The organism is Thauera phenylacetica B4P (genome assembly GCF_000310225.1).
GTDB classification, from domain to species: domain Bacteria; phylum Pseudomonadota; class Gammaproteobacteria; order Burkholderiales; family Rhodocyclaceae; genus Thauera; species Thauera phenylacetica.
Genome location: NZ_AMXF01000059.1, coordinates 1 through 21,414, shown reverse-complemented (window position 1 = coordinate 21,414; position 21,414 = coordinate 1). Strand labels below are relative to the sequence as shown.

Annotated in this window: 11 protein-coding genes and 1 riboswitch; of the genes, 4 read left to right on the top strand and 7 right to left on the bottom strand. The window is 71.8% G+C overall.

The window, feature by feature from the left end; translation table 11 throughout:
* The first annotated feature begins 202 nt into the window (after positions 1-202).
* Together C667_RS09825 and C667_RS09820 are read left to right on the top strand one after the other, a co-directional pair.
* Positions 203-664 (top strand): hypothetical protein, encoded by a 462-nt coding sequence (locus C667_RS09825; protein ID WP_004361901.1) that lies wholly within the window; start codon positions 203-205, stop codon positions 662-664.
* 568 nt (positions 665-1,232) lie between these two features.
* Positions 1,233-2,195 carry a D-2-hydroxyacid dehydrogenase gene (locus tag C667_RS09820; RefSeq protein ID WP_004361898.1) on the top strand — a complete coding sequence of 321 codons (963 nt, stop codon included), beginning with the start codon at positions 1,233-1,235 and terminating at the stop codon, positions 2,193-2,195.
* A gap of 661 nt (positions 2,196-2,856) precedes the next feature.
* On the opposite strand, the gene C667_RS09815 is transcribed toward C667_RS09820, so the two are convergent.
* Complete coding sequence (locus tag C667_RS09815) at positions 2,857-5,652, bottom strand: nitrate reductase (protein ID WP_004361897.1); 2,796 nt, start codon at positions 5,650-5,652, stop codon at positions 2,857-2,859.
* Positions 5,653-6,070: 418 nt separating this feature from the next.
* Here C667_RS09815 and C667_RS09810 point away from each other — a divergent pair, with 418 nt between their 5' ends.
* A complete protein-coding gene (locus tag C667_RS09810) occupies positions 6,071-8,851 on the top strand; it encodes a hypothetical protein (protein WP_004361894.1) in 2,781 nt (926 codons plus the stop codon).
* Between the two features lie 15 nt (positions 8,852-8,866).
* Here the strand turns inward: C667_RS09810 and C667_RS26420 are convergent, their stop codons facing one another.
* From C667_RS26420 to bluB, 6 genes are all read right to left on the bottom strand, one after another.
* Complete coding sequence (locus C667_RS26420; RefSeq protein ID WP_004361893.1) at positions 8,867-11,305, bottom strand: bifunctional protein-serine/threonine kinase/phosphatase; 2,439 nt, start codon at positions 11,303-11,305, stop codon at positions 8,867-8,869.
* A 143-nt stretch (positions 11,306-11,448) separates the two neighbouring features.
* Positions 11,449-12,663 (bottom strand): nitrate/nitrite transporter, encoded by a 1,215-nt coding sequence (locus tag C667_RS09795; RefSeq protein WP_004361892.1) that lies wholly within the window; start codon positions 12,661-12,663, stop codon positions 11,449-11,451.
* 421 nt (positions 12,664-13,084) lie between these two features.
* Entirely contained in the window at positions 13,085-13,396 is a 312-nt protein-coding gene (gene nirD / locus C667_RS09790; RefSeq protein WP_004361890.1) for a nitrite reductase small subunit NirD, read from the bottom strand.
* Positions 13,397-13,627: 231 nt separating this feature from the next.
* Positions 13,628-16,105: a nitrite reductase large subunit NirB gene (gene nirB / locus C667_RS09785; RefSeq protein ID WP_004361885.1), complete on the bottom strand. Its 2,478-nt coding sequence runs from the start codon at positions 16,103-16,105 to the stop codon at positions 13,628-13,630.
* 941 nt (positions 16,106-17,046) lie between these two features.
* Positions 17,047-18,315: a nitrate regulatory protein gene (locus C667_RS09780; RefSeq protein WP_004361884.1), complete on the bottom strand. Its 1,269-nt coding sequence runs from the start codon at positions 18,313-18,315 to the stop codon at positions 17,047-17,049.
* A 409-nt stretch (positions 18,316-18,724) separates the two neighbouring features.
* Positions 18,725-19,429, bottom strand: a complete 705-nt coding sequence (bluB, locus tag C667_RS09775; protein WP_039921185.1) for a 5,6-dimethylbenzimidazole synthase — start codon at positions 19,427-19,429, stop codon at positions 18,725-18,727.
* 289 nt (positions 19,430-19,718) lie between these two features.
* Positions 19,719-19,912: riboswitch (cobalamin riboswitch) on the bottom strand.
* Between the two features lie 693 nt (positions 19,913-20,605).
* Here bluB and C667_RS09770 point away from each other — a divergent pair.
* Positions 20,606-21,082: a VOC family protein gene (locus C667_RS09770; RefSeq protein ID WP_004361882.1), complete on the top strand. Its 477-nt coding sequence runs from the start codon at positions 20,606-20,608 to the stop codon at positions 21,080-21,082.
* Positions 21,083-21,414: the final 332 nt, after the last annotated feature.

Genomic DNA, 21,414 nt, shown 5'->3' with positions numbered 1-21,414 from the left:
GCTGCGCGGGCGCGGAGGCGAGCCCCACCGGGGCTTCGCCGGCGCCCGCAGCCCAGGCTGCGCGCGCGGCGTCCCCGCCACACTAACGGCCGCCCGAACGGCAGAATGAGCAAAGCCGCATGCGCGCAGCTTCCCTGCAATCGCCGAGCACGCCCGAACCAGGCCTCGCCCTTGTCCGGATCCCATCCCGAAGGAAACCGCGATGACCCCCGATCCCCGCAACGTCCCCAACCCCCGCAACGCCCTCGCCCTCTTCAAGGCCAACCTCGAGCTGCAGTTCCGCCTGTGCGACCTCATGCGCCGCAACACGCTGCGCTGGAACGAGGCGCAGAACCGGATGATCGACGGCTGCGCCAGCGAATTCGAGGCCTCCGCCACCCGCCTGCTGGACGCCCCCGACTGGCAGCAGGTCGGTTTCGTCGCCGCGGACCTCGGCTGGAAGTCCCTGCAGCAACGCAACTGCGCGCTGCTCAAGATGGCCGAGGCCGTGGTCGCCAACCAGTCCGCGCTGCAGCAGGACATGCAGCAGGCCTGGGCGCAGTGGCAGCACGACTGCACCCGCGCGCTCAGGGAAGCCAGCGGCGCGATGCCGCTCAGCACGACCTTCGAGAACCTCCTCGCCCCGGCCACCCGCCCGGCGCTGCTGCCGGACGGCAAGAGCTGACCCCCGCACGGGCGCCCGCCCCGGACGCGTCGCCACCCTGGGCGCGTCGCCACCCCGCCCGCCGCATTCGCGCCTGCCGGCGCTCCTACATGGGACGTCGCCGCCTCGACCGCCCGAATCGCGCCTGCCGGCGCTCCTACACGGGGACGTCGCCCGCCGCACCGCCGCATTCGCCCCTGCCCGAGCCCCTGCATCGGAGGTTAACGGGCGCCGGGCGTTATTCGTCGCGGTCGGTTTCCTGTAGGAGCGCCGGCAGGCGCGAATCGGGCGGTGCCGAAATCGACGCGCATCCCACCCCCCGCCGCCGCATTCGCGCCTGCCGGCGCTCCTACATCGGAGGTTGCGGGGCGCGGGGCGTTGCTCGTCGCGGTCGGTTTCCTGTAGGAGCGCCGGCAGGCGCGAATCGGGCGGTGCGGAAATCGACGCGCCTCACGACTCTCACCGCCGCATTCGCCCCTGCCGGCGCTCCTACATGGGGGCGTCGCCGCCTCAAGCGCCCGAATCGCGCGCGACCTTCATCCCCCCACCCGCCCGCGGCGATAATCCACGCTCCCTCCGAGAGCCCGCCATGCAAAAAATCGTCTTCCTCGACCGCGCCACGCTCGCGCCGCAGATCCGCCTGCGCCGCCCTTCCTTCCCGCACGACTACGTCGAACACGCCCGCACCACGCCCGCCGAGCTCGTCGAACGCCTCGCCGGCGCCACCATCGCGATCCTCAACAAGGTCCGCCTCGACGCCGCGGCGATCGCGCAGCTGCCCGCGCTGCGCCTGGTCGCGGTCGCCGCCACCGGCACCGACTGCGTCGACAAGGCCGCCTGCGCCGCGCGCGGGATCGCGGTATGCAACATCCGCGGCTACGCGCGCGACACCGTCCCCGAGCACGTCTTCGCGCTCCTCCTCGCCCTGCGCCGCCAGCTCGTCCCCTACCGCGACGACGTGCTCGCTGGCGAATGGCAGCGCGCCGGGCAGTTCTGCTTCTTCAACCACCCCATCCACGATCTCGCCGGCACGCGCCTCGGCATCGTCGGCGCCGGCGACCTCGGCCAGCGCGTCGCCGCGATCGCGCGCGCCTTCGGCATGGAGCCAGTGTTCGCCGCGCGCAAGGGCGTACAGCCCGCGGACGAGCGCTACACGGCCTGGGACGAAGTGCTCGCCAGCAGCGACGTCATCAGCCTGCACTGCCCGCTCACCGAGGCCACCCGCGGCCTCATCGGCCTGCCCGAGTTCCGCGCGATGGCGCGTCGCCCGCTGCTGATCAACACCGCGCGCGGCGGCATCGTCGACGAGCACGCGCTGGTGCAGGCGCTCGACGAGGGCCTGATCGCCGGCGCCGGCTTCGACGTCACCGACGGCGAACCGCCCGCGCCCGACAACCCGCTGATGCGCATCGCCGCCCGCCCGAACGTCATCCTCACCCCGCACATCGCCTGGGCGTCGGACGAAGCCCAGCAGGCCCTCGCCGACCAGCTTGTCGATGTCATCGAAAAATTTGTTGGCGGTGAGCCGAGGAATCTCGTCGTCGGGGGCTAGGGAGGCGCGTCAAGGCCCGCCAGGTCGCGCGACGATCGGTCCCATGCAGAAGCCGAGGCGATGTTCGTGACGGTCGGTTTCATGCAGGAGCGCCGGCAGGCGCGAATTGGGCCGTGCGGGAATGAACGCGCGTTACGGCGCCCACCGCCGCTTTCGCGCCTGCCGGCGCTCCTACAGGGGCATCGTGGTGTCAAGCGACACGCGGAGCCCGGGGCGATCGGGTTTGGGTTGGAGCGTTGCACGACGCGAGGCGGTGTTCGTGGCGTCGGTTTCATGTAGGAGCGCCGGCAGGCGCGAATTGGGCCGTGCGGGAATGAACGCGCGTTGCGGCGCCCACCGCCGCTTTCGCGCCTGCCGGCGCTCCTACAGGGCATCGTGGTGTCAAGCGACACGCGGAGCCCGGGGCGATCGGGTTTGGGTTGGAGCGTTGCACGACGCGAGGCGGTGTTCGTGGTCGGAGCGTTGCGGAGCCCGGGGCGGGCATGAAACCGGCTCGGGCGGAGATGTATTGGGCCGAACTCTAGAAACTGGCTTTATAGTCGAAGCATTATTTTTTGTTGCACTGCACAAAAACTTTCTCTACCATTGCACCTGTCTCCTCCACCCTCCTCCTTTGGTGTGGATTTGCCCGGGCCTCGCAAGAAGCCCGGGCTTTTTCTTTTCAGCGTCCCTCGGCGAGCATGCGGCGGATCTCGGGGACGCAGGAACCGCAGGACGTGCCGCAGCGCAGTTTTGCCTGCAGCGCCGCGAAGTCGAGCACGCCGGCGCCCTCGGCGATCGCCGCCGCGAGGTCGGCCTCGGACACGTTCAGGCAGTTGCACACCACCCGCCCGCGCCCGCCAGCCCCCATCGGCGGCGTCGCCAGCGGCGCCAGCAGCCAGGGACGCAGCGCCACCGCGTCGCGCTGCTCCACCACCGCCTCGCTCAGCCAGCCCGCGGCCGCGGTCTCGCCGGTCAGGCGCAGGCCGACCAGGCGGCCGTCCTCGATCAGCGCGCGCTTGCTGATCCCGCGCGCGGGGTCGGCGTACGACAGCACGCCGTCGCCGTCGAGGCCGAGCAAGGCGTCGAGCTCGGCGAGCCAGGCAGCCGGAATCGGACGCTCGTGCGCCACCCGCATCACCACCGCCGGCGTGTCGCGGCCGGCGAGCGCGAGCGAGGCGTAGGCGAAGCGCTCCAGCCAGGGCGACAGCAGCGCGGCCTCCTCGGCGGCGCTGCGCCCGCAGCGTTCGGCACGCACCAGCAGCATGCGATTGGGCAGCGCCACCGGCTCGATGCGCACCGCCGCGTGCTTGAGCTCCGGCTGCTTCGACAGCGGATCGCACGCGCCGCCGAAGAGCAGGTTGATCCCCGCCGAGTTCAGCACCCGCCGCCCCCAGTGCATCCCCACGAAGGCCATCCCGGGCCGCAGCGCATCCGACGCCGCCACGCGCAGCACCAGCGCGCCGTGCCGGCTCGACACCCTGACCAGGTCGCCGTCGACCAAGCCGCGCCCCGCCAGCTCCCGCGGGTGCAGCTCGATGCGCGCCTCGTCCGCGTGGCCGTACAGGCGCGCCACCTTGCCGCTGCGGCTCATGCCGTGCCAGTGGTCGCGCAGGCGGCCGCTGGTGAGGGCGAGCGGGTAGCGCACGCCGGTCGCCTCGGCGGTGAGCGTGCGCCAGGGCACGACGAAGCGCGCCCGTCCGTTCGGCGTGGCGAAGCGGCCGTCAGCGTAGAGGCGGGCCCGCGCGCCGACCTCCTCGACCCTCGCCCCCGCCGGAAACGGCCACTGCTGCGGGCCTTCGCGTTCCAGCAAGGAATAGTCCAGCCCGGTGATGTCGAGATCGCGCCCGGCGGTGCTGGCGACGTGCTCGGCGAAGATCGCCTGCGCCGAGTCGTACGCGAACATCGCCGCCGCCTGCGGCTTGCCGATCCGCGGCGCGAGCGCACGCGCGAAGTCGCACACGATGCGCCAGTCGGCGCGCGCCTCGCCCGGCGCTGGCACGGCCGCGCGCACACGGCTGATGCGGCGCTCGGAGTTGGTCACCGTGCCCTCCTTCTCGCCCCAGGTGGCGGCCGGCAGCACCAGGTCGGCGAAGGCCGCGGTCTCGGTGCCGGCGAAGGCCTCCTGCAGCACGACGAACTCGCAGGCGGCGAGCGCCTCGTGCACCAGGGCCTGCTCGGGCATGGACTGCGCCGGGTTGGTGCACGCGATCCAGAGCGCCTTGACGCGGCCCTCGCGCGCGGCGCGGAAGAGCTCCACCGCGGTCAGCCCGGGCGCGGCCGGCACGCTGTCCACGCCCCACAGCCGCGCCACCTCCTCGCGATGCGCAGGATTCGCCAGGTCGCGATGCGCCGGCAGCAGGTTCGCCAGGCCGCCGACCTCGCGCCCGCCCATCGCGTTGGGCTGGCCGGTGAGCGAGAACGGCCCGCAGCCGGGGCGGCCGATCTTGCCGGTGGCGAGCGAGAGCGCGATCAGCGCGGCGCCGTTGTGGGTGCCGTGCGTCGACTGGTTGAGCCCCTGGCACCACAGCGACAGCGCCGCCGGCGCCTCGCCCCACCAGCGCGCGGCGGTGACGATGTCCTCCGCCGCCACCCCGCACACCGCCGCGGCCACCGCCGGGCTCACCCCGCGCACGTGCGCGCGCAGCGCCTCGAAGCCCTCGGTGTGGGCGGCGATCCAGGCCTCGTCGGCGAGCCCCTCGTCCAGCAGCACGTGCAGCATGGCGTCGAACAGCCAGACGTCGGTGCCGGGCAGGATGGCCAGGTGCAGGTCGGCCATCGCTGCGGTGTCGGTGCGGCGCGGATCGACCACGACGATCTTCATCCCCGGCCGCCGCGCCCTGGCCTCCTCGATGCGGCGGAAGGCCACCGGGTGCGCCCACGCCGGGTTGGCGCCGGCGATCAGGATCGTGTCGGCATGGTCGAAGTCCTCGTAGCAGCACGGCGGCGCATCCGCACCCAGCGTGGCCTTGTAGGCGGCGACCGCGCTCGACATGCACAGGCGCGAGTTGGTGTCGACGTTGTTGCTGCCGATCAGCCCCTTCATCGCCTTGTTGAAGACGTAGTAGTCCTCGGTGAGGAGCTGGCCGGAGATGTAGAACGCGACCGCGTCCGGGCCGTGCTCCACGATCACGTCCGCAAAGCGCTGCGCGGCGACCTCGATCGCCGCCTCCCAGCTGACGCGCGCGCGCGCCTCGCCGCGGCGGGCGCGGTACTCGGGGTGCAGCAGCCGGGTGTCGTGGCCGGCGGTGAGGTGCAGCGTCGCGCCCTTGGTGCACAGGCGGCCGAAGTTGGCCGGATGCGCGGGGTCGCCGCGCACACCGGTGATGCGCGCGCCGTCGTGCTCGATGAGTACGCCGCAGCCGACGCCGCAGTAGGGGCAGTTGCTGCGGGTCTCGCCCGGCGCCGCGGCGCGGACCGGGATGGAGCGTCGGCCGGCGGGCGAAGGCGGGGCCGTTTCGGGCAGGGTGTGGGACATGGTTTGCCTCGTCCTTGGATGGTCGGAATCGGGTCAGCGCGAACCTCCTTGCCCGACCGACCCACCCCCATTGGCGGGTCCGACGCTGTATGGACAAAATTGATGCAAGCCGTGTGCCAGCGACGATTCCCGCATCCTGCGGGCGCTTGCGACGCAGGATCGGTCGCGGTCATGCACCGTGTCGGGGTGCGGTGCACGCACACGGTGCGCGAATCCGCGCAGCGCACGCCGGCGGGGACCGACCCCCGCACGCTTCCTGCCGCCCGCGTGACGCCAACCCAGGTGGCCGAGCCCCGATCTGCGATGCACGATCGCGATCGCGCCGGCCTATAGTGAAACGAAGGCAGTCGCCCAGTTCGCAGTCGGGCACGGGTGCTGAATTGCGCGCGCGGCGCCAACACGCTCAGGGAGCCCCTCGATGTCCTCGACCGCTCGCGACACCGCACCGCCGCCTTCAGGGCGCAGCGTCCTGGCGCTCGGTCTGCTGATGAGCGCCAGCGCCAGCTTCCAGCTCACCGCATTCCTGCAAGTCTCCCTCACCCCGAGCTGGCTCCTGCCCGTGCTGGCGGCGTGGCTCGCGCAACGTCATGGCGTCGCCGTGCTGCGCGACGCCTGGCCGCTCGTCGTACTGCCCACGCTCGGTGTGAGCTTCGGCCATGGCATCGGGTTCAGCTTCGGGATCTCGAGCGCAACGCTGCTGCTTGCGCTGGTCGTCGCCGCGGCGGCGGACGCGCGGCTGCGCCTGCCTCCCCTCGAGCACTGGCTGCGGGGCGACACCGCGTGGCCGGCGGCCTCGGCCCTGTGCCTGCTGGTCGTCTCCGCGCTGGAAGCCGGCTCTTGGCGGGTCGGTACATGGCGCCTCGACCTGCTCGCCCTTCCTGCCGTGCTCGTGATGCTCGCCGCCATCCGCTGGGAGGCGGTGGCGGCCGCTGCCTGGCCGACAGCGCCCCGTCGCTACGCGGGCGCGTTCGGCCTGCTGGTCGCGGCGATCGGGCTGGCCGGGCTGGTCCTCTCCGGCGCGATCGCCCTCGGGCCGCTCCAGCTTCGCGTGGGCAGCTACAGCCCGGCGCCCTTCCTGGCCATCCTGTGCTTCGGCCTCGTCGTGCTCGGATTCGCGCGCGCGCGCAACGTGGCGGGCCTGTTGCTCGCCGGCCTCGTTCTCGATCGCCTGCTCGCGCTCGGCGACATGCCCGCATCCTTCGCCATGGAGACAGAATGGCGCCTCCTGGACTGGGGGGCCTTGTTCGCAAGCCTGGCGGCGGCGCTCGCCGGCCGGGTGCTGCGCCCCTTCTTCGCGGACGGAGCGTTCACGCCGACCAGCGTCCGCCCCGTCCTGCGTCTGCTGCTCGCCTGGATCGCGCTGCTGCTGTGCCCCCTGCTGCTGACCGGCTTCGGCGTATCGTCGGGCACGGCGGGGCTGTGGCTGGTGGCGGCCCTCGCGTTTGCGGCCGGAACGTACTGGCGCGAGCGTAGCCTGGTCTTCGTCCCGCCCCTGCTGATGTTCCTGTGGCTGCTCGCCGCGCTCTTCGCCCCCGCGGGCGGCCCGGAGCGCGCGACCGGGATGCTGGCGACGCTCGGCACGATCGGCTTCACGTTCGCTCTCTGCGGCGCCTTCCTCGCGCACAGCCGCGCGCTCGCCGCACTCGGCGCAACGCGCGCGGCGTCAGCGGCGCAGGCCGAGGCGATCGAGCGCGTCGACCTCTCGCCGCTCGCCGAGGTGGTCGAACAAGTCGATCGCTCGGCGACCTGGCGCTCCTTCCTCGTTGCCGCCGCGCCCTTCGTTGTGGTCTGGCAACTGTTCGAGCTGTACGGCTTCGGCGTCGTCGTTGGGGACATCAGCGAGGCCTTCGGCACGCCGCCGATGCTGGAGGACTGGCACTATGCGGTCGCGGCCGTGCTCGCGCTCGCACCCTTCGCCTTCGCATTCTGGGACTGGCTCGACCGTCAGGATCGCTTCCGCCTGCTCGCGCTGGCGAGCGCGAGCATCGCGGGCGCGATCGCCTGGCAGGTGTTCGGCGCTTTGCTCGGCGCCGGCCTCCGGGAACTGTTCGGAGATTTCGGCGACACCCCGCTCGAGGCAGGCGGCATCCTGGCCTTTTCGGTGCTGCTGCTCGGCTCCGGGCTCCTGGCCGGCACCGACCGCCGTGTCGCCCGCCCGCTTTTCCTCGCGCTGTGCACCCTGACGGGCGTGGCCGTCGTCTCCGCGCTCGCGTGGGCGCTTGGCGAAGGCGCGGTCGAGGCGCAGGAGCTGCCGCGGCTGCTCGCCGAGCCGGTCGTGATCCTCCTCATCTGCGTTGCGCTGGCCCGCTTCATCCGCCTGCGCCTGCTGCTGGCCGGAGACCGCCCACGCGAATGGCTGTTCGGCGCATTGCGCGACAAGGGCTTCTGGGTGCGGATGGCCGCGGCCGCGGGCTTGCCATCCTCGTCGTGGCGCCTCGGCGCCCTCGCCGGGCCGGCCTTCTGGGCGCTCTTCGCGGCGCGCTTCGTGGTCTACAGCGGTGGCGTGCTCGCACGCTCGTGGGCGGCGATCGGCGCCGTCGTGATCCTCTTCGGCCACCTGCTGTTCCACGCCGGCAAGCGCCTGAGCGCGCGCGAAATGTGGCGGCCGCGCGCACCCGTCGCGGCGGATCGCCCGATCCTGTTCCTGCGTGGCTTCGACGACGATCAATGCCGCTATCGCCGCCGCCCATGGCAGTTGCTCGCACGCTGGCTCGACCTGTGGTCCTTCCGCCAGAGCCTGGACGAGGCCCTGGTCGACGAGCTCGCGCAGTTCGGCCCGGTGGTCGCCCTCGGGCGACCGGGCGACACGCGCACGCCCTTCGGTGCGCAGCGCCATTACTCCGCCGACGCCGACTGGCAGCAGACCCTGGCCGACGCCGCCCGCTCGGCGCAGGCCATCGTGCTGGTGGCGAGCGACTCGCCGGGGGTGCAGTGGGAATACGCGCTGTTGAAGAACGAGGCCATGCTCGACAAGGTGTTGCTGATGTTCCGCCCCGACGGCGAACACGCCGCGGCCAACCGTCATGCGGCCGAATGGATGTGCCCCGGCGGCGGCAGCGCGGTCGACGCGGCCATCGCCGCCGGCCTGCGGCCGGTGAGCCTGCGCCTCATCGAGGGCCGGCCGATCCTCGCCGCATCGCGGGCCGCCAACGCCGCGGCCGGCGTGCTCGCGCTGCGGCTGCACTTCAAGCGCGCGTAGCGTGCGGGGGGCGGTTCAGGATCGGGTCAGCAGGAACAGCAGCACCAGGTTCAGCAGCAGCGAGCCGAGCGCGAGCAGCTTCAGCGCCAGCGTCGGCCGGCGCTCGAGCAGCGGCGTGCGGCGCGGCACCGCGAGCGGCTGCCAGGCGCCGCGCTCGAGCGCGAGGCGGAACTCCTCGGCGGTCTCGAAGCGGGCGTCGGGCGTGCGTGCGCAGGCCTTGAGCAGCACCGCCTCCAGCCAGGCCGGCGTGTCGGGGCGGTGGCGGGTGGGCGGCACCGGCTCGCCGAAGCGCGGGTGCTGGAAGGGCTCGACCTCGCCGTAGGGGAACTTGCGCGTGAGCAGCTCGTACAGCGTCACCCCGCAGGCGTAGAGGTCGGAGGCCTCGCTGGCCGGCTCGCCGGCGAAGAGCTCGGGCGCCATGTAGGACGGCGTGCCCGGGTTGTTGATCTCGCGCAGGTCCTCCGCCTCGCTCGCCGCCACGCCGAGGTCGAGCAGGCGCAGCACGCCGTCGCGGCCGAGGTGCAGGTTGTCGGGCTTGATGTCGCGATGCACGATGCCCAGCCGGTGCAGCACGCCGACCAGGCGCAGCATGCGCGCGCCGAGCTCGGCCACCTCGTGCGCGCGCAGGCGCTCGCCGCGTGCGAGCAGCGCCTTCAGGCTCTCGCCCTCGTGCCAGCTCATCAGGTAGTACAGATGCGCACGCGCGGGCCAGTCCGCCACCTGCGGAAACCCCTGCGCCGGCACCCGCCGCGCCAGCCACTCCTCGCGCACCAGCGCACGCCGCGCGTCCTCGTCGTGCTCGTGGGCAGGCAGCAGGGTCTTGAGGACCCAGCGCGCGGCGGTGTTCGCGCCTGCCGGCGCTCCTACAGGAGCCGGTGCGGGTTGGGGCGGTGTCGGCGCGGGTCGGGGCGATGTCGACGCGGGTCGGGGCGATGTCGACGCGGCGCCGGACGATGTCGATGCGGGTTGGCCCGATGTAGGAGCGCCGGCAGCCGCGAATGAAGCCGTGCGCTCGGCGACGTGGTCGGGGGAAATCGACGCCGCATTCGCGCCTGCCGGCGCTCCTACATGAACCGGCGCGGGTTGGGGCGGTGTCGATAGGGCCCGGGGCGATGTCGGCGCGGGTTGGGGCGATGTCGATGGGGCCCGGGACGATGTCGACGCGGGTTGGGGCGATGTCGACGCGGGTTGGGGCGATGTCGACGCGGGTTGGGGCGATGTCGACGCGGGTTGGGGCGATGTCGACGCGGTCCGGGGCAATGTAGGAGCGCCGGCAGGCGCGAATGCGGCCGTGTCGTCCTCGATGCGGCAAACGCGGTACAGCACGGTCAAGCGCGATACGTGCAGCACGGCCTCCACGCGCAGGCCGTCGAGCGTGTCGCCCTCGGCCAGGCGCGGCGGCAGCGGCAGGCGGCGGCCGGCGGCGAGGCGGTCGTGCAGGTTGTCGGCGGGGAGCGACCGGACGCGGGCGACCAGCGCGCTGGCGTTGTCGTTGCCGCCGGCGCGCAAGGCGGCGTCGACGAGGGCGTCGGCGGCGGCCTGCGGGTCCAGGCCCGCTTCCGCGTCCCGCGCCGCCGTTCCGCCCTCCTCGGACAACCCCACGCCATTTTCCCGCGTCGCCGTTCCCTGCGTCGCCGTTCCCTGCGTCGCCATTCCCTGCTCCGACGTTCCCGGCGCCTCCGTTCTGCCCTCCCCGGACAACCCCACGCGATTTTCCTGCGCCACCGCTCCCCGCACCGCGCTTCCCCGCGCCGCTGCTCCCCCCGTCACAGGTTCCGGTGTCACCAACCCCACCGCTGCCCTTCCCCCGCCTCCCCTTGCCTTTTCCGCCCCCGGATGGCGCGCGAGCAGCGCGGCGATCTCCACCTCGCCGAGCGCGTTCCACACCCCGTCGGTCAGCAGCACGAAGACGTCGCCCGCCGCCAGCTCGCCGTCGTCGTGATCCACCAGCAGGCGCGACTCCAGCCCGACCGCGCGGCGCAGCACGTTGTTCAACTCGGGATGCGGCCAGGTGTGGTCCTCGCTCAGGCGCAGCAGCGTGCCGTCGCGCCACAGGTAGGCGCGCGAGTCGCCCACGTGGGCGAGGTGCCAGCGCCGACCGCGCAGCACCAGCGCGGTCAGCGTGGTCGCCATGCCGGCGGTCTCCGCGCTGCGCGCCGACTGCGCGAGCAGCCAGCGGTTGGCGGCGCCGAGCACGGTGTCGAGCGACTTCTCCACGCTCCAGGTGTGGGCGGTGGAGAAGTAGTCGGCGAGCAGGCTGCGCACGGTGTACTCCGCCGCCTCGCGGCCGTGCGCGTGACCGCCGACGCCGTCGGCGATCGCCAGCAGCACGCCCTTGGCGGCGCGCTCGGCGCCCTCGGGCATGGCGGCGGCGACGAAGTCCTCGTTGGCCGGGCGCGGGCCGGGGCGGGTGGCGTGGCCGAGGTGGATTTCCAGCGGGGTCAGGTCTTTCATTTGCTCATTCGCCTTCTCGACGCTCGAGGCCAACAGATGCGGGATGAGTGAACTCAAGAGCTGATCCCATTCGGATCCATTCGCCTTTCTCGACGCCTGAAGCCAAGGGGTGCGGGATGAGTAAATTCAAGACCTGACCCCAGTCAGATCTTCGCCGACGTCAGGTGCGCCGCGCCCCAGGTCGTGCGCCACCGCGTCTTCACCGCGGTGAGCCCCACGAGCGCGAACACCGCCAGCGCCGCGAAGATCAGGAAGCCGGCCTGGTAGCTGCCGGTGAGCTGGCGCGCGAAGCCGAGCGAGGACGCCAGGTAGAAGCCGCCGATGCCGCCCGCCATGCCGACCAGGCCGGTCATCACGCCGATCTCGCGGCGGAAGCGCTGCGGCACCAGCTGGAACACCGCGCCGTTGCCCATGCCCAGCGCCAGCATCGCGCCCACGAACACCGCCAGCGCCATCCACGCCTCGGGCAGGCCGACGCTGACGATGGCGAGGAAGATCGCCGCCAGGATGTACATCACGGTCAGCGACTTCACCCCGCCGATGCGGTCGGCGACGTTGCCGCCGATCGGGCGCACCAGCGAGCCGGCGAACACGCAGGCCGCGGTGAAGTAGCCGGCCATCTTCGGATCGAGCCCGTACTGGGTGTTGAAGTAGATCACCAGCGACGAGGCCAGGCCGACGAAGCCGCCGAAGGTCACCGCGTAGAAGAACATGAACCACCACGCGTCCTTGTCCTTGAGCACCGCCAGGTATTCGGCGAAGCGCTTGGGCGGCGGCGCGTCGGGCGCGTCCTTGGCCATGAAGCAGAAGGCCACCAGCACGAGCACCAGCGGGATCAGCGCCAGCCCGAACACGTTGTGCCAGCCGAAGGCCATCGCCAGCCCGGGCGCGAACAGCGCCGCGAACGCGGTGCCGGAGTTGCCGGCGCCGGCGATGCCCATCGCCGTGCCCTGGTGCTCCGGCGGATACCAGCGCGAGGCCAGCGGCAGCGCCGCCGCGAAGGACGCGCCGGCCACGCCGAGGAAGATCCCCAGCACCAGCACTTCGCCGAACGAATGCACGCCCGCCAGCCAGGCGTAAGCCAGGGCGGCAATCACGATCACCTGGCCGATGATCGCCGCCTTCTTCGGCGACAGGCGATCGACCACCACGCCCATCACCATGCGCAGGATCGCCCCCGCCAGCACCGGCGTGGCCACGATGAGGCCCTTCTGCGCGTGCGACAGCCCGAGATCGGCGGCGATGCCGACCGCCAGCGGGCCGAGGATCACCCACACCATGAAGGCGAGGTCGAAGTAGAGGAAGGCGGCGATCAGCGTCGGCGTGTGGCCGGCCTGCAGGAAAGATTTCTTGTCCATCTCGGGCTCCAGGGTCGTGCTTGAAACGCACCGTCGGTGCGGGAATCTCCAGCGCGAACCTCGTCGCCCGACCGCCCCGCCGTCGTTGGCGGGGTCGTACGCTGTGCTGGAGAGCCCGATGCAAGGCCCGTGCCAGTGACGAATTCCTTTGTTTTCGTGGGTTTGGGCTGCGGAATTGAGCCCAGTCATGCACCAGCGTGGTGTGCAGTGCACAAACGCGGTGCGCGATGGTCGATGCGGGCGCACAGGCAGGCGCGGAAAAATCGACGCGCCTCGCCCGCCGGCCCGCCCGCTTCGCGGCGGTCGCCGCGCCTACCGGGGGCGACCGCGCGAGGATGCAGGTACGAGGGCCGCGAGGCACCAATGCGCAAGGGTGCAGCCACGAGGGCCGCGAGGCGCCAATGCGGCGCACACGCACCGATCACACCCCCAGCCACACCTCTCCGCCTTCGACCTTCACCTCGAAGCGCCCGCAGCGGCCCTCATCCGGCGCCACCGCGTGGCCGTCCTCGAGGCCGATGTTCCAGCCGTGCAGCGGGCAGGTGACCTTGCGGCCGTGGACGATGCCCTGCGACAGCGGGCCGCCCTTGTGCGGACATTTGTCGTGCAGCGCGAAGACCTCGTCGTCGGCGTTGCGGAAGATGGCGATGTCCTCGGCGCCCGGGCGCCGCACCACGCGCGAGCCGAGGCGGGGGATGTCGTCGAGCGGGCAGATGCGTTTCCAGTCGGTCATGACAGGTTCCTCTATTGGAAGCGGATGGGTTTCATGCAGGAGCGCCGCGGGCGGGGATCGCGTCGCGGCGACCACGTGTGGCGATGGAAATGCCACGGAGCGGGGACGGTTTCATGTAGGAGCGCCGGCAGGCGCGAATGGGGCGGTCGGTCGAGCGTGATCGCCGATTTCGTGCGCCGCTTTCGCGCCTGCCAGCGCTCCTACAGGGCGAGCGCGAATGCGGCGCGCGGCTCACGCCTCCACCTGGATCGGGATGAACTGCTTCACCGCCGCGCCCTCACGGCTGGTCTGCCACGGGTCGCGGGCGTCCTTGAGCGCGTCCAACAGCCGCGCGTGCAGGCGGCGGCGGTTGTCGCCGTCCTCGACCACCTGCGACTTCACGTAGTCGAGCCCGACGCGGTTCAGCCAATGCACCGTGCGCTCCAGGTACCAGCCCTCCTCGCGATAGAGCTGCAGGAAGGCGCCGGCGTACTCCATCACCTCCTCGTCGCTGCCCACCTTGCACAGGAACTGCGCGACCTCGGTCTTGATGCCGCCGTTGCCGCCGACATACAGCTCGTAGCCGGAATCGACGCCGATCACGCCCACGTCCTTGATCCCCGCCTCGGCGCAGTTGCGCGGGCAGCCCGACACCGCGAGCTTGACCTTGTGCGGCGCGTACATGTCGAACAGCATCTTCTCGAGCTTGACCCCCATGTCCATCGCCAGCTGCGTGCCGAAGCGGCAATGCTCGGCGCCGACGCAGGTCTTCACGGTGCGGATCGACTTGCCGTAGGCGTGGCCGGACACCATGCCCGCGGCGTTGAGGTCGGCCCAGATCGCCGGCAGGTCCTCCTTCTTCACCCCGAGCAGGTCGATGCGCTGGCCGCCGGTGACCTTGACCGTGGGCACCTGGTACTTCTCGGCGGCGTCCGCGATCGCGCGCAACTCGGAAGGCGTGGTCAGCCCGCCCCACATCCGCGGCACCACCGAATACGTGCCGTCCTTCTGGATGTTGGCGTGCGCGCGCTCGTTGATGAAGCGCGACTGCGGGTCGTCCTTGGCTTCGTGCGGCCACGACGAGATCAGGTAGTAATTGACCGCCGGCCGGCACTTGTCGCAGCCGTTGGGCGTCTTCCAGTTCAGCGTGTCGAACACCGCCTCCTTGCTCGTCAGGTGGTGCTTGAAGATCGCCTCGCGCACCACCTTGTGCGAATGCTCGGTACACGCGCACACCGGCTTGTCGTTCGCGCTCACCGCCTGGTAGGCGCCGCCCACCGTAGACGCGAGGATCTGCTCGACCAGGCCGGTGCAGGACCCGCAGGACGACGCCGCCTTGGTGTGTTTCTTGACCTCGTCGAGCGTGAACAGCCCCTGCTCCTTGATGGCCTTGACGATGGTGCCCTTGCACACGCCGTTGCAGCCGCACACCTCGGCCGTGTCGGGCATGCTGGCGGCGCGGTTCTCGCCCTTGTGGCCGGCGTCGCCCAGCCGGTTCTGGCCGAACATCAGGTGGTCACGGATCTCGGCGACGCTCTGGCGGTCCTTCATGAGCTGGAAGTACCACGAGCCGTCGGCGGTGTCGCCGTACAGCACCGAGCCGACGATGCGGTCGTCCTTGAGCACGACGCGCTTGTACACCCCGCCCTGCTTGTCGTGCAGCACGATCTCCTCGGTGCCCGGCCCGCCGCCGAAATCCCCCGCCGAGAACACGTCGATGCCGGTGACCTTGAGCTTGGTCGAGGTCACCGAGCCCTCGTAGCGGCCGATACCGAAGTTGGCGAGGTGGTTGGCGCACACCTTGCCCTGCTCGAACAGCGGCGCCACCAGGCCGTAGGCGACGCCGCGGTGCGCCACGCACTCGCCCACCGCGTAGATGCGCGGGTCGGTGACGGTCTGCAGCGTGTCCGAGACATGGATGCCGCGCACCCGGCCGCCGCCGCAATACAGCCCGGCGGACTCGGCGAGCGCGTAGTTCGGCCGGATGCCGGCGGCGACCACGACCAGGTCGGCGGGGATCTCCATGCCGTCCTTGAAGCGCACCGCGCCGACGCGCTCGGCCATGTCGCCCTGCGCGTTGCGCGCCGGCAGCAGCGCCTCGGTCTGGCGCGCGAGCAGGAACTTCATGCCCTTGGCCTCGAGCGAGGCCTGCAGCATGTCGGCCGCGGCCTTGTCCAGCTGGCGCTCCATGATCCACTCGCCGAGGTGCACCACGGTCACGTCCATGCCGCGCAGCATCAATCCGTTTGCCGCCTCCAGCCCGAGCAGGCCGGCGCCGATCACCACCGCGTGGCGGTACTTGCCAGCGGCCTCGATCATCGCCTCGGTGTCGGCGATGTCGCGGTAGCCGAGCACGCCGGGCAGCTCGTTGCCGGGGATGGGCGGGATGAAGGGCGTCGAGCCGGTCGCCAGCAGCAGGCGGTCGTAGTCGGCCTCGGAGCCGTCGCCGGCGAGCACCTTGCGGCGCACGCGGTCGATCTTCACCACCTTGCGCCCGGCGTGCAGGGTGATGCCGTTGTCGCGATACCAGTCGAGATCGTTGAGCATGATCTCCGGCAGCGTCATCTCGCCCGCCAGCACCGGCGACAGCAGGATGCGGTTGTAATTGCCGTGCGGCTCGGCGCCGAACACGGTGATGTCGTAGAGGTCGGGCGCGAGCTTCAACAGCTCCTCGATCGTGCGCACGCCCGCCATGCCGTTGCCGACCAGCACGAGTTTCATCTTCTTCATGGGGTATCTCCGCAACAAGGCCGATTGGGTCGAAATGAAAACGGCGCCCATCCCGCGCGCACCCCGGCAGGGGGCGAGTGGAATGGACGCCGTTGTCCACCAGACCGTAGAACGCTGCGGCAGCACTCGCCGCCACCCACCCGACCGCCGTTGGCCAGGGGCTTGCAGGGGAATAAGCATCAAACATGCCAGGGGGTGGCGGGCCGTGGGCGAGCGGGGGATCGTCACCCGCAGCCGCCCACGCCCCCGCCCGCAGCCCCCTTCGCCAGACCGGCGCTCGCACTGCTGCAGTGCAACAGCCACCGCCCAATGCACAACCCTGGTGCGGAGAACAAGCACCCGCTCCGGCGCGACATCGCCCCTCCCTTCGCGGCGCCCCCCCAACCCCCTTCGCAGCTGCCGCAGCTCCTACATCCCACCCCGGGCCGTGTCGACATCGCCCCAGGTCGCGTCGACATCGTCCGGGGTCGCGTCGACATCGTCCCACGCCGTGTCGACATCGCCCCACGCCGCGTCGACATCGCCCCACGCCGCGTCGACATCGCTCCAATCCGCGCCGGTTCATGTAGGAGCGCCGGCAGGCGCGAAAGCGGCGTCGATCCCCCGCGACCACGTCACCCGCCGCACGCCCAATTCGCGGCTGCCGCCGCTCCTACATTCCGCCGGGCCGCGTCGGTTCATGTTCCGGGGCGCGGCGACATCTTCCCGGACCGCGTCGGTTCATGTTCCGGGGCGCGACGACATCTTCCCGGGCCGCGCCGGTTCATGTTCCGGGGCGCGACGACATCTTCCCGGGCCGCGCCGGTTCATGTTCCGGGGCGCGACGACATCTTCCCGGGCCGCGCCGGTTCATGTAGGAGCGCCGGCAGGCGCGAAAGCCGCGTCGATACCCGGCAACCACGTCACCCGTCGCACGGCCCAATTCGCGGCTGCCGCCGCTCCTACATCCCACCCCGGGCCGTGTCGGGTTGTGCTGGAGCGCCGGGCAGGAGGGGTTCCAGCTCGATCACGGCGCGGGCGACGTCGGGGAGGCGGCGGCCCTGGTTCATCGCGGTCTGCCGCATCAGGCGGTAGGCGGCGTCCTCGCTCAGGCCCTGGTGGCGCATCAGCGCGGCCTTGGCGCGGTCGATCAGCTTGCGTTCGTCGAGGCTGGCGCGCGCCGCGGCCAGTTCCTCGCTCATCGCCTGCAGGCGGCGCGACTGCGCCTGGAGCACATCGACGATCGAGCGCGTGAGGCGCGGGCCGAAGGGGTCGGCCGCCAACTCGGAGCGACCTTCCGCCGCCTCCTCCAGCATCCGCAGCAGCGCCTCGGGGTCGTCGGGATCGCGCTGCAAGGCGGCGATCCGCGCCGCGCATGCCGCCCGCAAGCCGCCGGCGAGCAGATCCTCGATCACGCGCAGATGGTCGAGCCGGGCCGAACAGCAGGCGAACCAGGGCTCCGCGAGCGTCGCCGGCAGCGCTCCGCCCTGCCCCGCGGCGAGCAGCTTGCGGCGCAGGCGTTCGAGCTCGGCCAGCGGCATCGCCTGCCGCGCCGCGTCCCAGGCGCTGCGGACCTCGGGCGGGCAGAAGGTCGCGAAGCGCTCGAGGCAGGCCTCCTGGAGTTCGATCAGCTGCAGCAGATCGGGCTCGGGCGCCCCGCCCATCCCGCCTGCGGCGAAGGCCGCCGCCCCGGCCGCGCGCTCCTGGCCGGCGAACTCCTTGCCCTGCATCAGGTTGAACAGCGCCACCAGGACGCGCGAGATCGCGGGGTCGGCGGCGACGTCGGCGGCCTCGAACACCAGCTCCAGCAGCGCGGCGATCACCTGCGTGAAGCGCTGCGTGGCATCGGGCGGCGCGCAGCGGCCGGCAGCGATCGTCGCGCGCAGCCCGGGCAGCGCGTCGAGGCCATGCAGCGCGAGCGCGATCCGGGTGAACAGCCGGGCGCCCCCCGCCGGCGCCCGCTCGCCGGCGGAATCGAGGATATCGGCCTGGTGCAGCCAGGCCCGCACGGCCGCCTCGGCCTCGACGCTGGCCGCCGCGCACGCCGTACGTTCAGCCTCGAAGCGCGTGCCGCCCGAGGCGAGATGCAGATTCGAGCACCCACGCTCGGCCTGCACGCGATGCACCAGCTCGCTCACCGCCTGCACCAGCGCGCAGCTGCGCGCGAGTTGCTCGAGCTCGCGCACCTCGCAACGGCGTGCGGCGACGAGAAAGGCAAGGATCGATTCCATACGGGGCTCCGGGAGTGAGGACGGTCCGCGACCGACGGGTCGCGGCATCGATGCAAGCAAGAGCCGTGCGAGGAGTTGGGGGCGGGTGGCGTGGTCGCGGGGAGTCGAAGCCGCTTTCGCGCCTGCCGGCGCTCCTACATGAACCGGCGCGGCCCGGGGAGATGTAGCCGCGCCGCGGAACATGAACCGGCGCGGCGCGGGGTGGGATGTAGGAGCGGCGGCAGCCGCGAATGGGGCGGCGGGGCGGGTGACGTGGTCGCGGGGGATCGACGCGGCTTTCGCGCCTGCCGGCGCTTCTACATGAAACGTCGCAGTGCGGGACGGTTTCGGCGCGGTGCGGGACGATGTCGACGCGGGCCGGCGCAATGTAGGAGCGGCGGCAGCCGCGAATGGGGCCGGGGGGATGCGCTCAGCGTGCCGGGGGGCGCGTCTGGGCGATCGCGTCGATCAAGCGCTCCCCCGCCGCATCGGGACGGCCCTGCCAAGTGTCGAAGTGCAACAGCTCCGGCAAGGGCACGCGCTTCAACCACCCGGCCGCCTCCAGCTCGGGCCGTGCGTGGAAGTCGCGCACGTAGCCGACGCACAGGTAGGCGATCGGCACGATCTCGCGCGGGATGCCGAGCGCCTCGCGCAGCGCCTGCGGGTGCAGGATGCTCACCCAGCCCACGCCCAGGTTCTCGGCGCGCGCGGCCAGCCACAGGTTCTGCACCGCGCACACCGCGCTGTACACATCCATCGCGCCGATGTGCGTGCGCCCGATCACCACCGGGCCGTGGCGGCTGCGGTCGCAGGTGATGCAGATATTCACCGGCGACTCCAGGATCCCCTCGAGCTTCAGGTTGCGATAGGTCTCGCGCTTGCCCTCGTCGAACATCTGCTCGGCCTCGGCGTGCGCGGCGAGGAAGTCGGCGTGGATCTTCGCGCGCACCTCGCGCGAGCGCACCACGACGAAATCCCACGGCTGCATGAAGCCGACCGAGGGCGCGTGGTGCGCGGCGGTGAGCACGCGCGCGAGCACCTCGTCGGGGATCGCGTCGGGCAGGAACTCGCCGCGCACGTCGCGACGGGTGTGGATGGCGCGATACACCGCGTCGCGCTCGGCGGCGTCGAACAGCGGATCGGACTGGAAACGCGGGTCGGCGGCGGCAGACCGGGAGGCTGCAGCGGGCGAGTCGTAGCCGGTGAAGACGAGGCCGGCCTCGGCCCCGGAAGGTGCGGCGGCGCTTGCATGCTCGAGGGGCGCCTGCGCGGCGACCCCGTGCGCGGAGGACGCGCCAGCATCGGTGTGGTCGTGGTTCGCTGCGCGCGCGTCGTCGCGCGCCGGCGCGCGAGGCGCCTGCGTCGGGCTGCTCATGAAGTATTCCCCTTGTCGTCGAGCAGTGGGCAGCCTCCGACCAGGCGGCTGCAGAATGCACTTCGAGGCCGGTCTTCCGGCTGCGGATCGTCTCGTCCGGACGCCTTCCCGGTCCTCGCGGACCAGTGGCTGGGCGAACCTTGCCCGGACAATCCCCTACACGGCGCTGGGCGCGCGGCGGAATTTCACCGCCTTCCCGATTCTCCCGCGGCCTGCGCGGGCACCTCGAAGCAAACAGGCCGCCAGCTTAGCGGCAAAGGGCCCGCCGGGCAAAAGCGGCGCGCGGGAGGAAACCCGCCGGTTTGTGTCGGAGCGCCGGCAGGCGCGAAAGCGGCGGTGATCCATGGCGATCGCGTCGCCTTCTGCGCGGCCGAATTCGCGGCCGAATTCGCGGCTGCCGCCGCTCCTACATTGCGCCGGGCGGCGGCGACATCGTCCCGGGTCGCGGCGACATCGTCCGTGGGGCGTCGACATCTTCCCGGGCGTGGCGACATCGTCTCGGGCGCGGCGGCTTCGTCCGTGGGGCGGCGACGTCTTCTCAGGCGCGGCGACATCCTCCCGAGCCGCGTCGGTTCATGTAGGAGCGCCGGCAGGCGCGAAAGCGGCGGTGATCCATGGCGATCGCGTCGCAGCGAAAGCGGCGGTGATCCTTGGCGATCGCGTCGCAGCCTGCGCGGCCGAATTCGCGGCTGCCGCCGCTCCTACATTGCGCCGGGCGGCGGCGACATCGTCCCGGGTCGCGGCGACATCGTCCGTGGGGCGTCGACGTCTTCCCGGGCGGCGGCGACATCGTCTCGGGAGCGGCGGCTTCGCCCGTGGGGCGGCGACATCGTCCCGGGGCGCGTCGGGTTGTGCGGGGCGCGGACCGCGCCGCACCTCCGCTCGATTCCTCTATAATTATGAATTCTTAACGCAACCGCCCAACCAGGAGGCACCATGTCCCAGCGTCCGTTCAAGATCCTCGGTATCCAGCAGATCGCCATCGGCGGTCCGAGCAAGGACAAGCTCAAGACCCTGTGGGTCGACATGCTCGGCCTGGAGGTCACCGGCAACTTCGTGTCCGAGCGCGAGAACGTCGACGAGGACATCTGCGCGATGGGCGCCGGGCCGTTCAAGGTCGAGGTCGACCTCATGCAGCCGCTCGACCCCGAGAAGAAGCCGGCGGTGCACACCACGCCGCTCAACCACGTCGGCCTGTGGGTGGACGACCTGCCCAAGGCGGTGGAATGGCTGAGCGCCAACGGCGTGCGTTTCGCGCCCGGCGGCATCCGTCGCGGCGCGGCGGGGTACGACATCACCTTCCTGCACCCGAAGGGCAACGAAGAATTTCCCATCGGCGGCGAGGGCGTGCTCGTCGAGCTCGTCCAGGCGCCGGCGGAGGTGGTCGAGGCATTCGCGCGCATCGCGGGGTAAACGCCGGGTTCGCGCCTGCCGGCGCTCCTACATGAACCGTCGCGGCCCGGGAAGAGGTCGCCGCGCCACGGACCATGTCGCCGCGGCTCGGCGCAATGTAGGAGCGGCGGCCGCCGCGAATCGGGCGGTGCGGCGGGTGAGGTGGTCGCGGGCGATCGACGCCGCTTTCGCGCCTGCCGGCGCTCCTACATGAACCGTCGCGGCCCGGGAGGATGTCGCCGACCCCCGGCGCATGCGGACGCGGCCCGGACCATGTCGCCGCGGCTCAGCGCAATGTAGGAGCGGCGGCAGCCGCGAATCGGGCGGTGCGGCGGGGGGGGGGGGCGCGGGCG

What these genes read in the sequence shown, in the direction of transcription:
- C667_RS09795 (WP_004361892.1), bottom strand. Translation starts at nt 12,663, where the DNA reads ATGGACAAGAAATCTTTCCTGCAGGCCGGCCACACGCCGACGCTGATC.
- C667_RS09820 (WP_004361898.1), top strand. Translation starts at nt 1,233, where the DNA reads ATGCAAAAAATCGTCTTCCTCGACCGCGCCACGCTCGCGCCGCAGATC.
- nirB (WP_004361885.1), bottom strand. Translation starts at nt 16,105, where the DNA reads ATGAAGAAGATGAAACTCGTGCTGGTCGGCAACGGCATGGCGGGCGTG.
- C667_RS09815 (WP_004361897.1), bottom strand. Translation starts at nt 5,652, where the DNA reads ATGTCCCACACCCTGCCCGAAACGGCCCCGCCTTCGCCCGCCGGCCGA.
- C667_RS09780 (WP_004361884.1), bottom strand. Translation starts at nt 18,315, where the DNA reads ATGGAATCGATCCTTGCCTTTCTCGTCGCCGCACGCCGTTGCGAGGTG.
- C667_RS09810 (WP_004361894.1), top strand. Translation starts at nt 6,071, where the DNA reads ATGTCCTCGACCGCTCGCGACACCGCACCGCCGCCTTCAGGGCGCAGC.
- C667_RS09770 (WP_004361882.1), top strand. Translation starts at nt 20,606, where the DNA reads ATGTCCCAGCGTCCGTTCAAGATCCTCGGTATCCAGCAGATCGCCATC.
- C667_RS09825 (WP_004361901.1), top strand. Translation starts at nt 203, where the DNA reads ATGACCCCCGATCCCCGCAACGTCCCCAACCCCCGCAACGCCCTCGCC.
- nirD (WP_004361890.1), bottom strand. Translation starts at nt 13,396, where the DNA reads ATGACCGACTGGAAACGCATCTGCCCGCTCGACGACATCCCCCGCCTC.
- C667_RS26420 (WP_004361893.1), bottom strand. Translation starts at nt 11,305, where the DNA reads ATGAAAGACCTGACCCCGCTGGAAATCCACCTCGGCCACGCCACCCGC.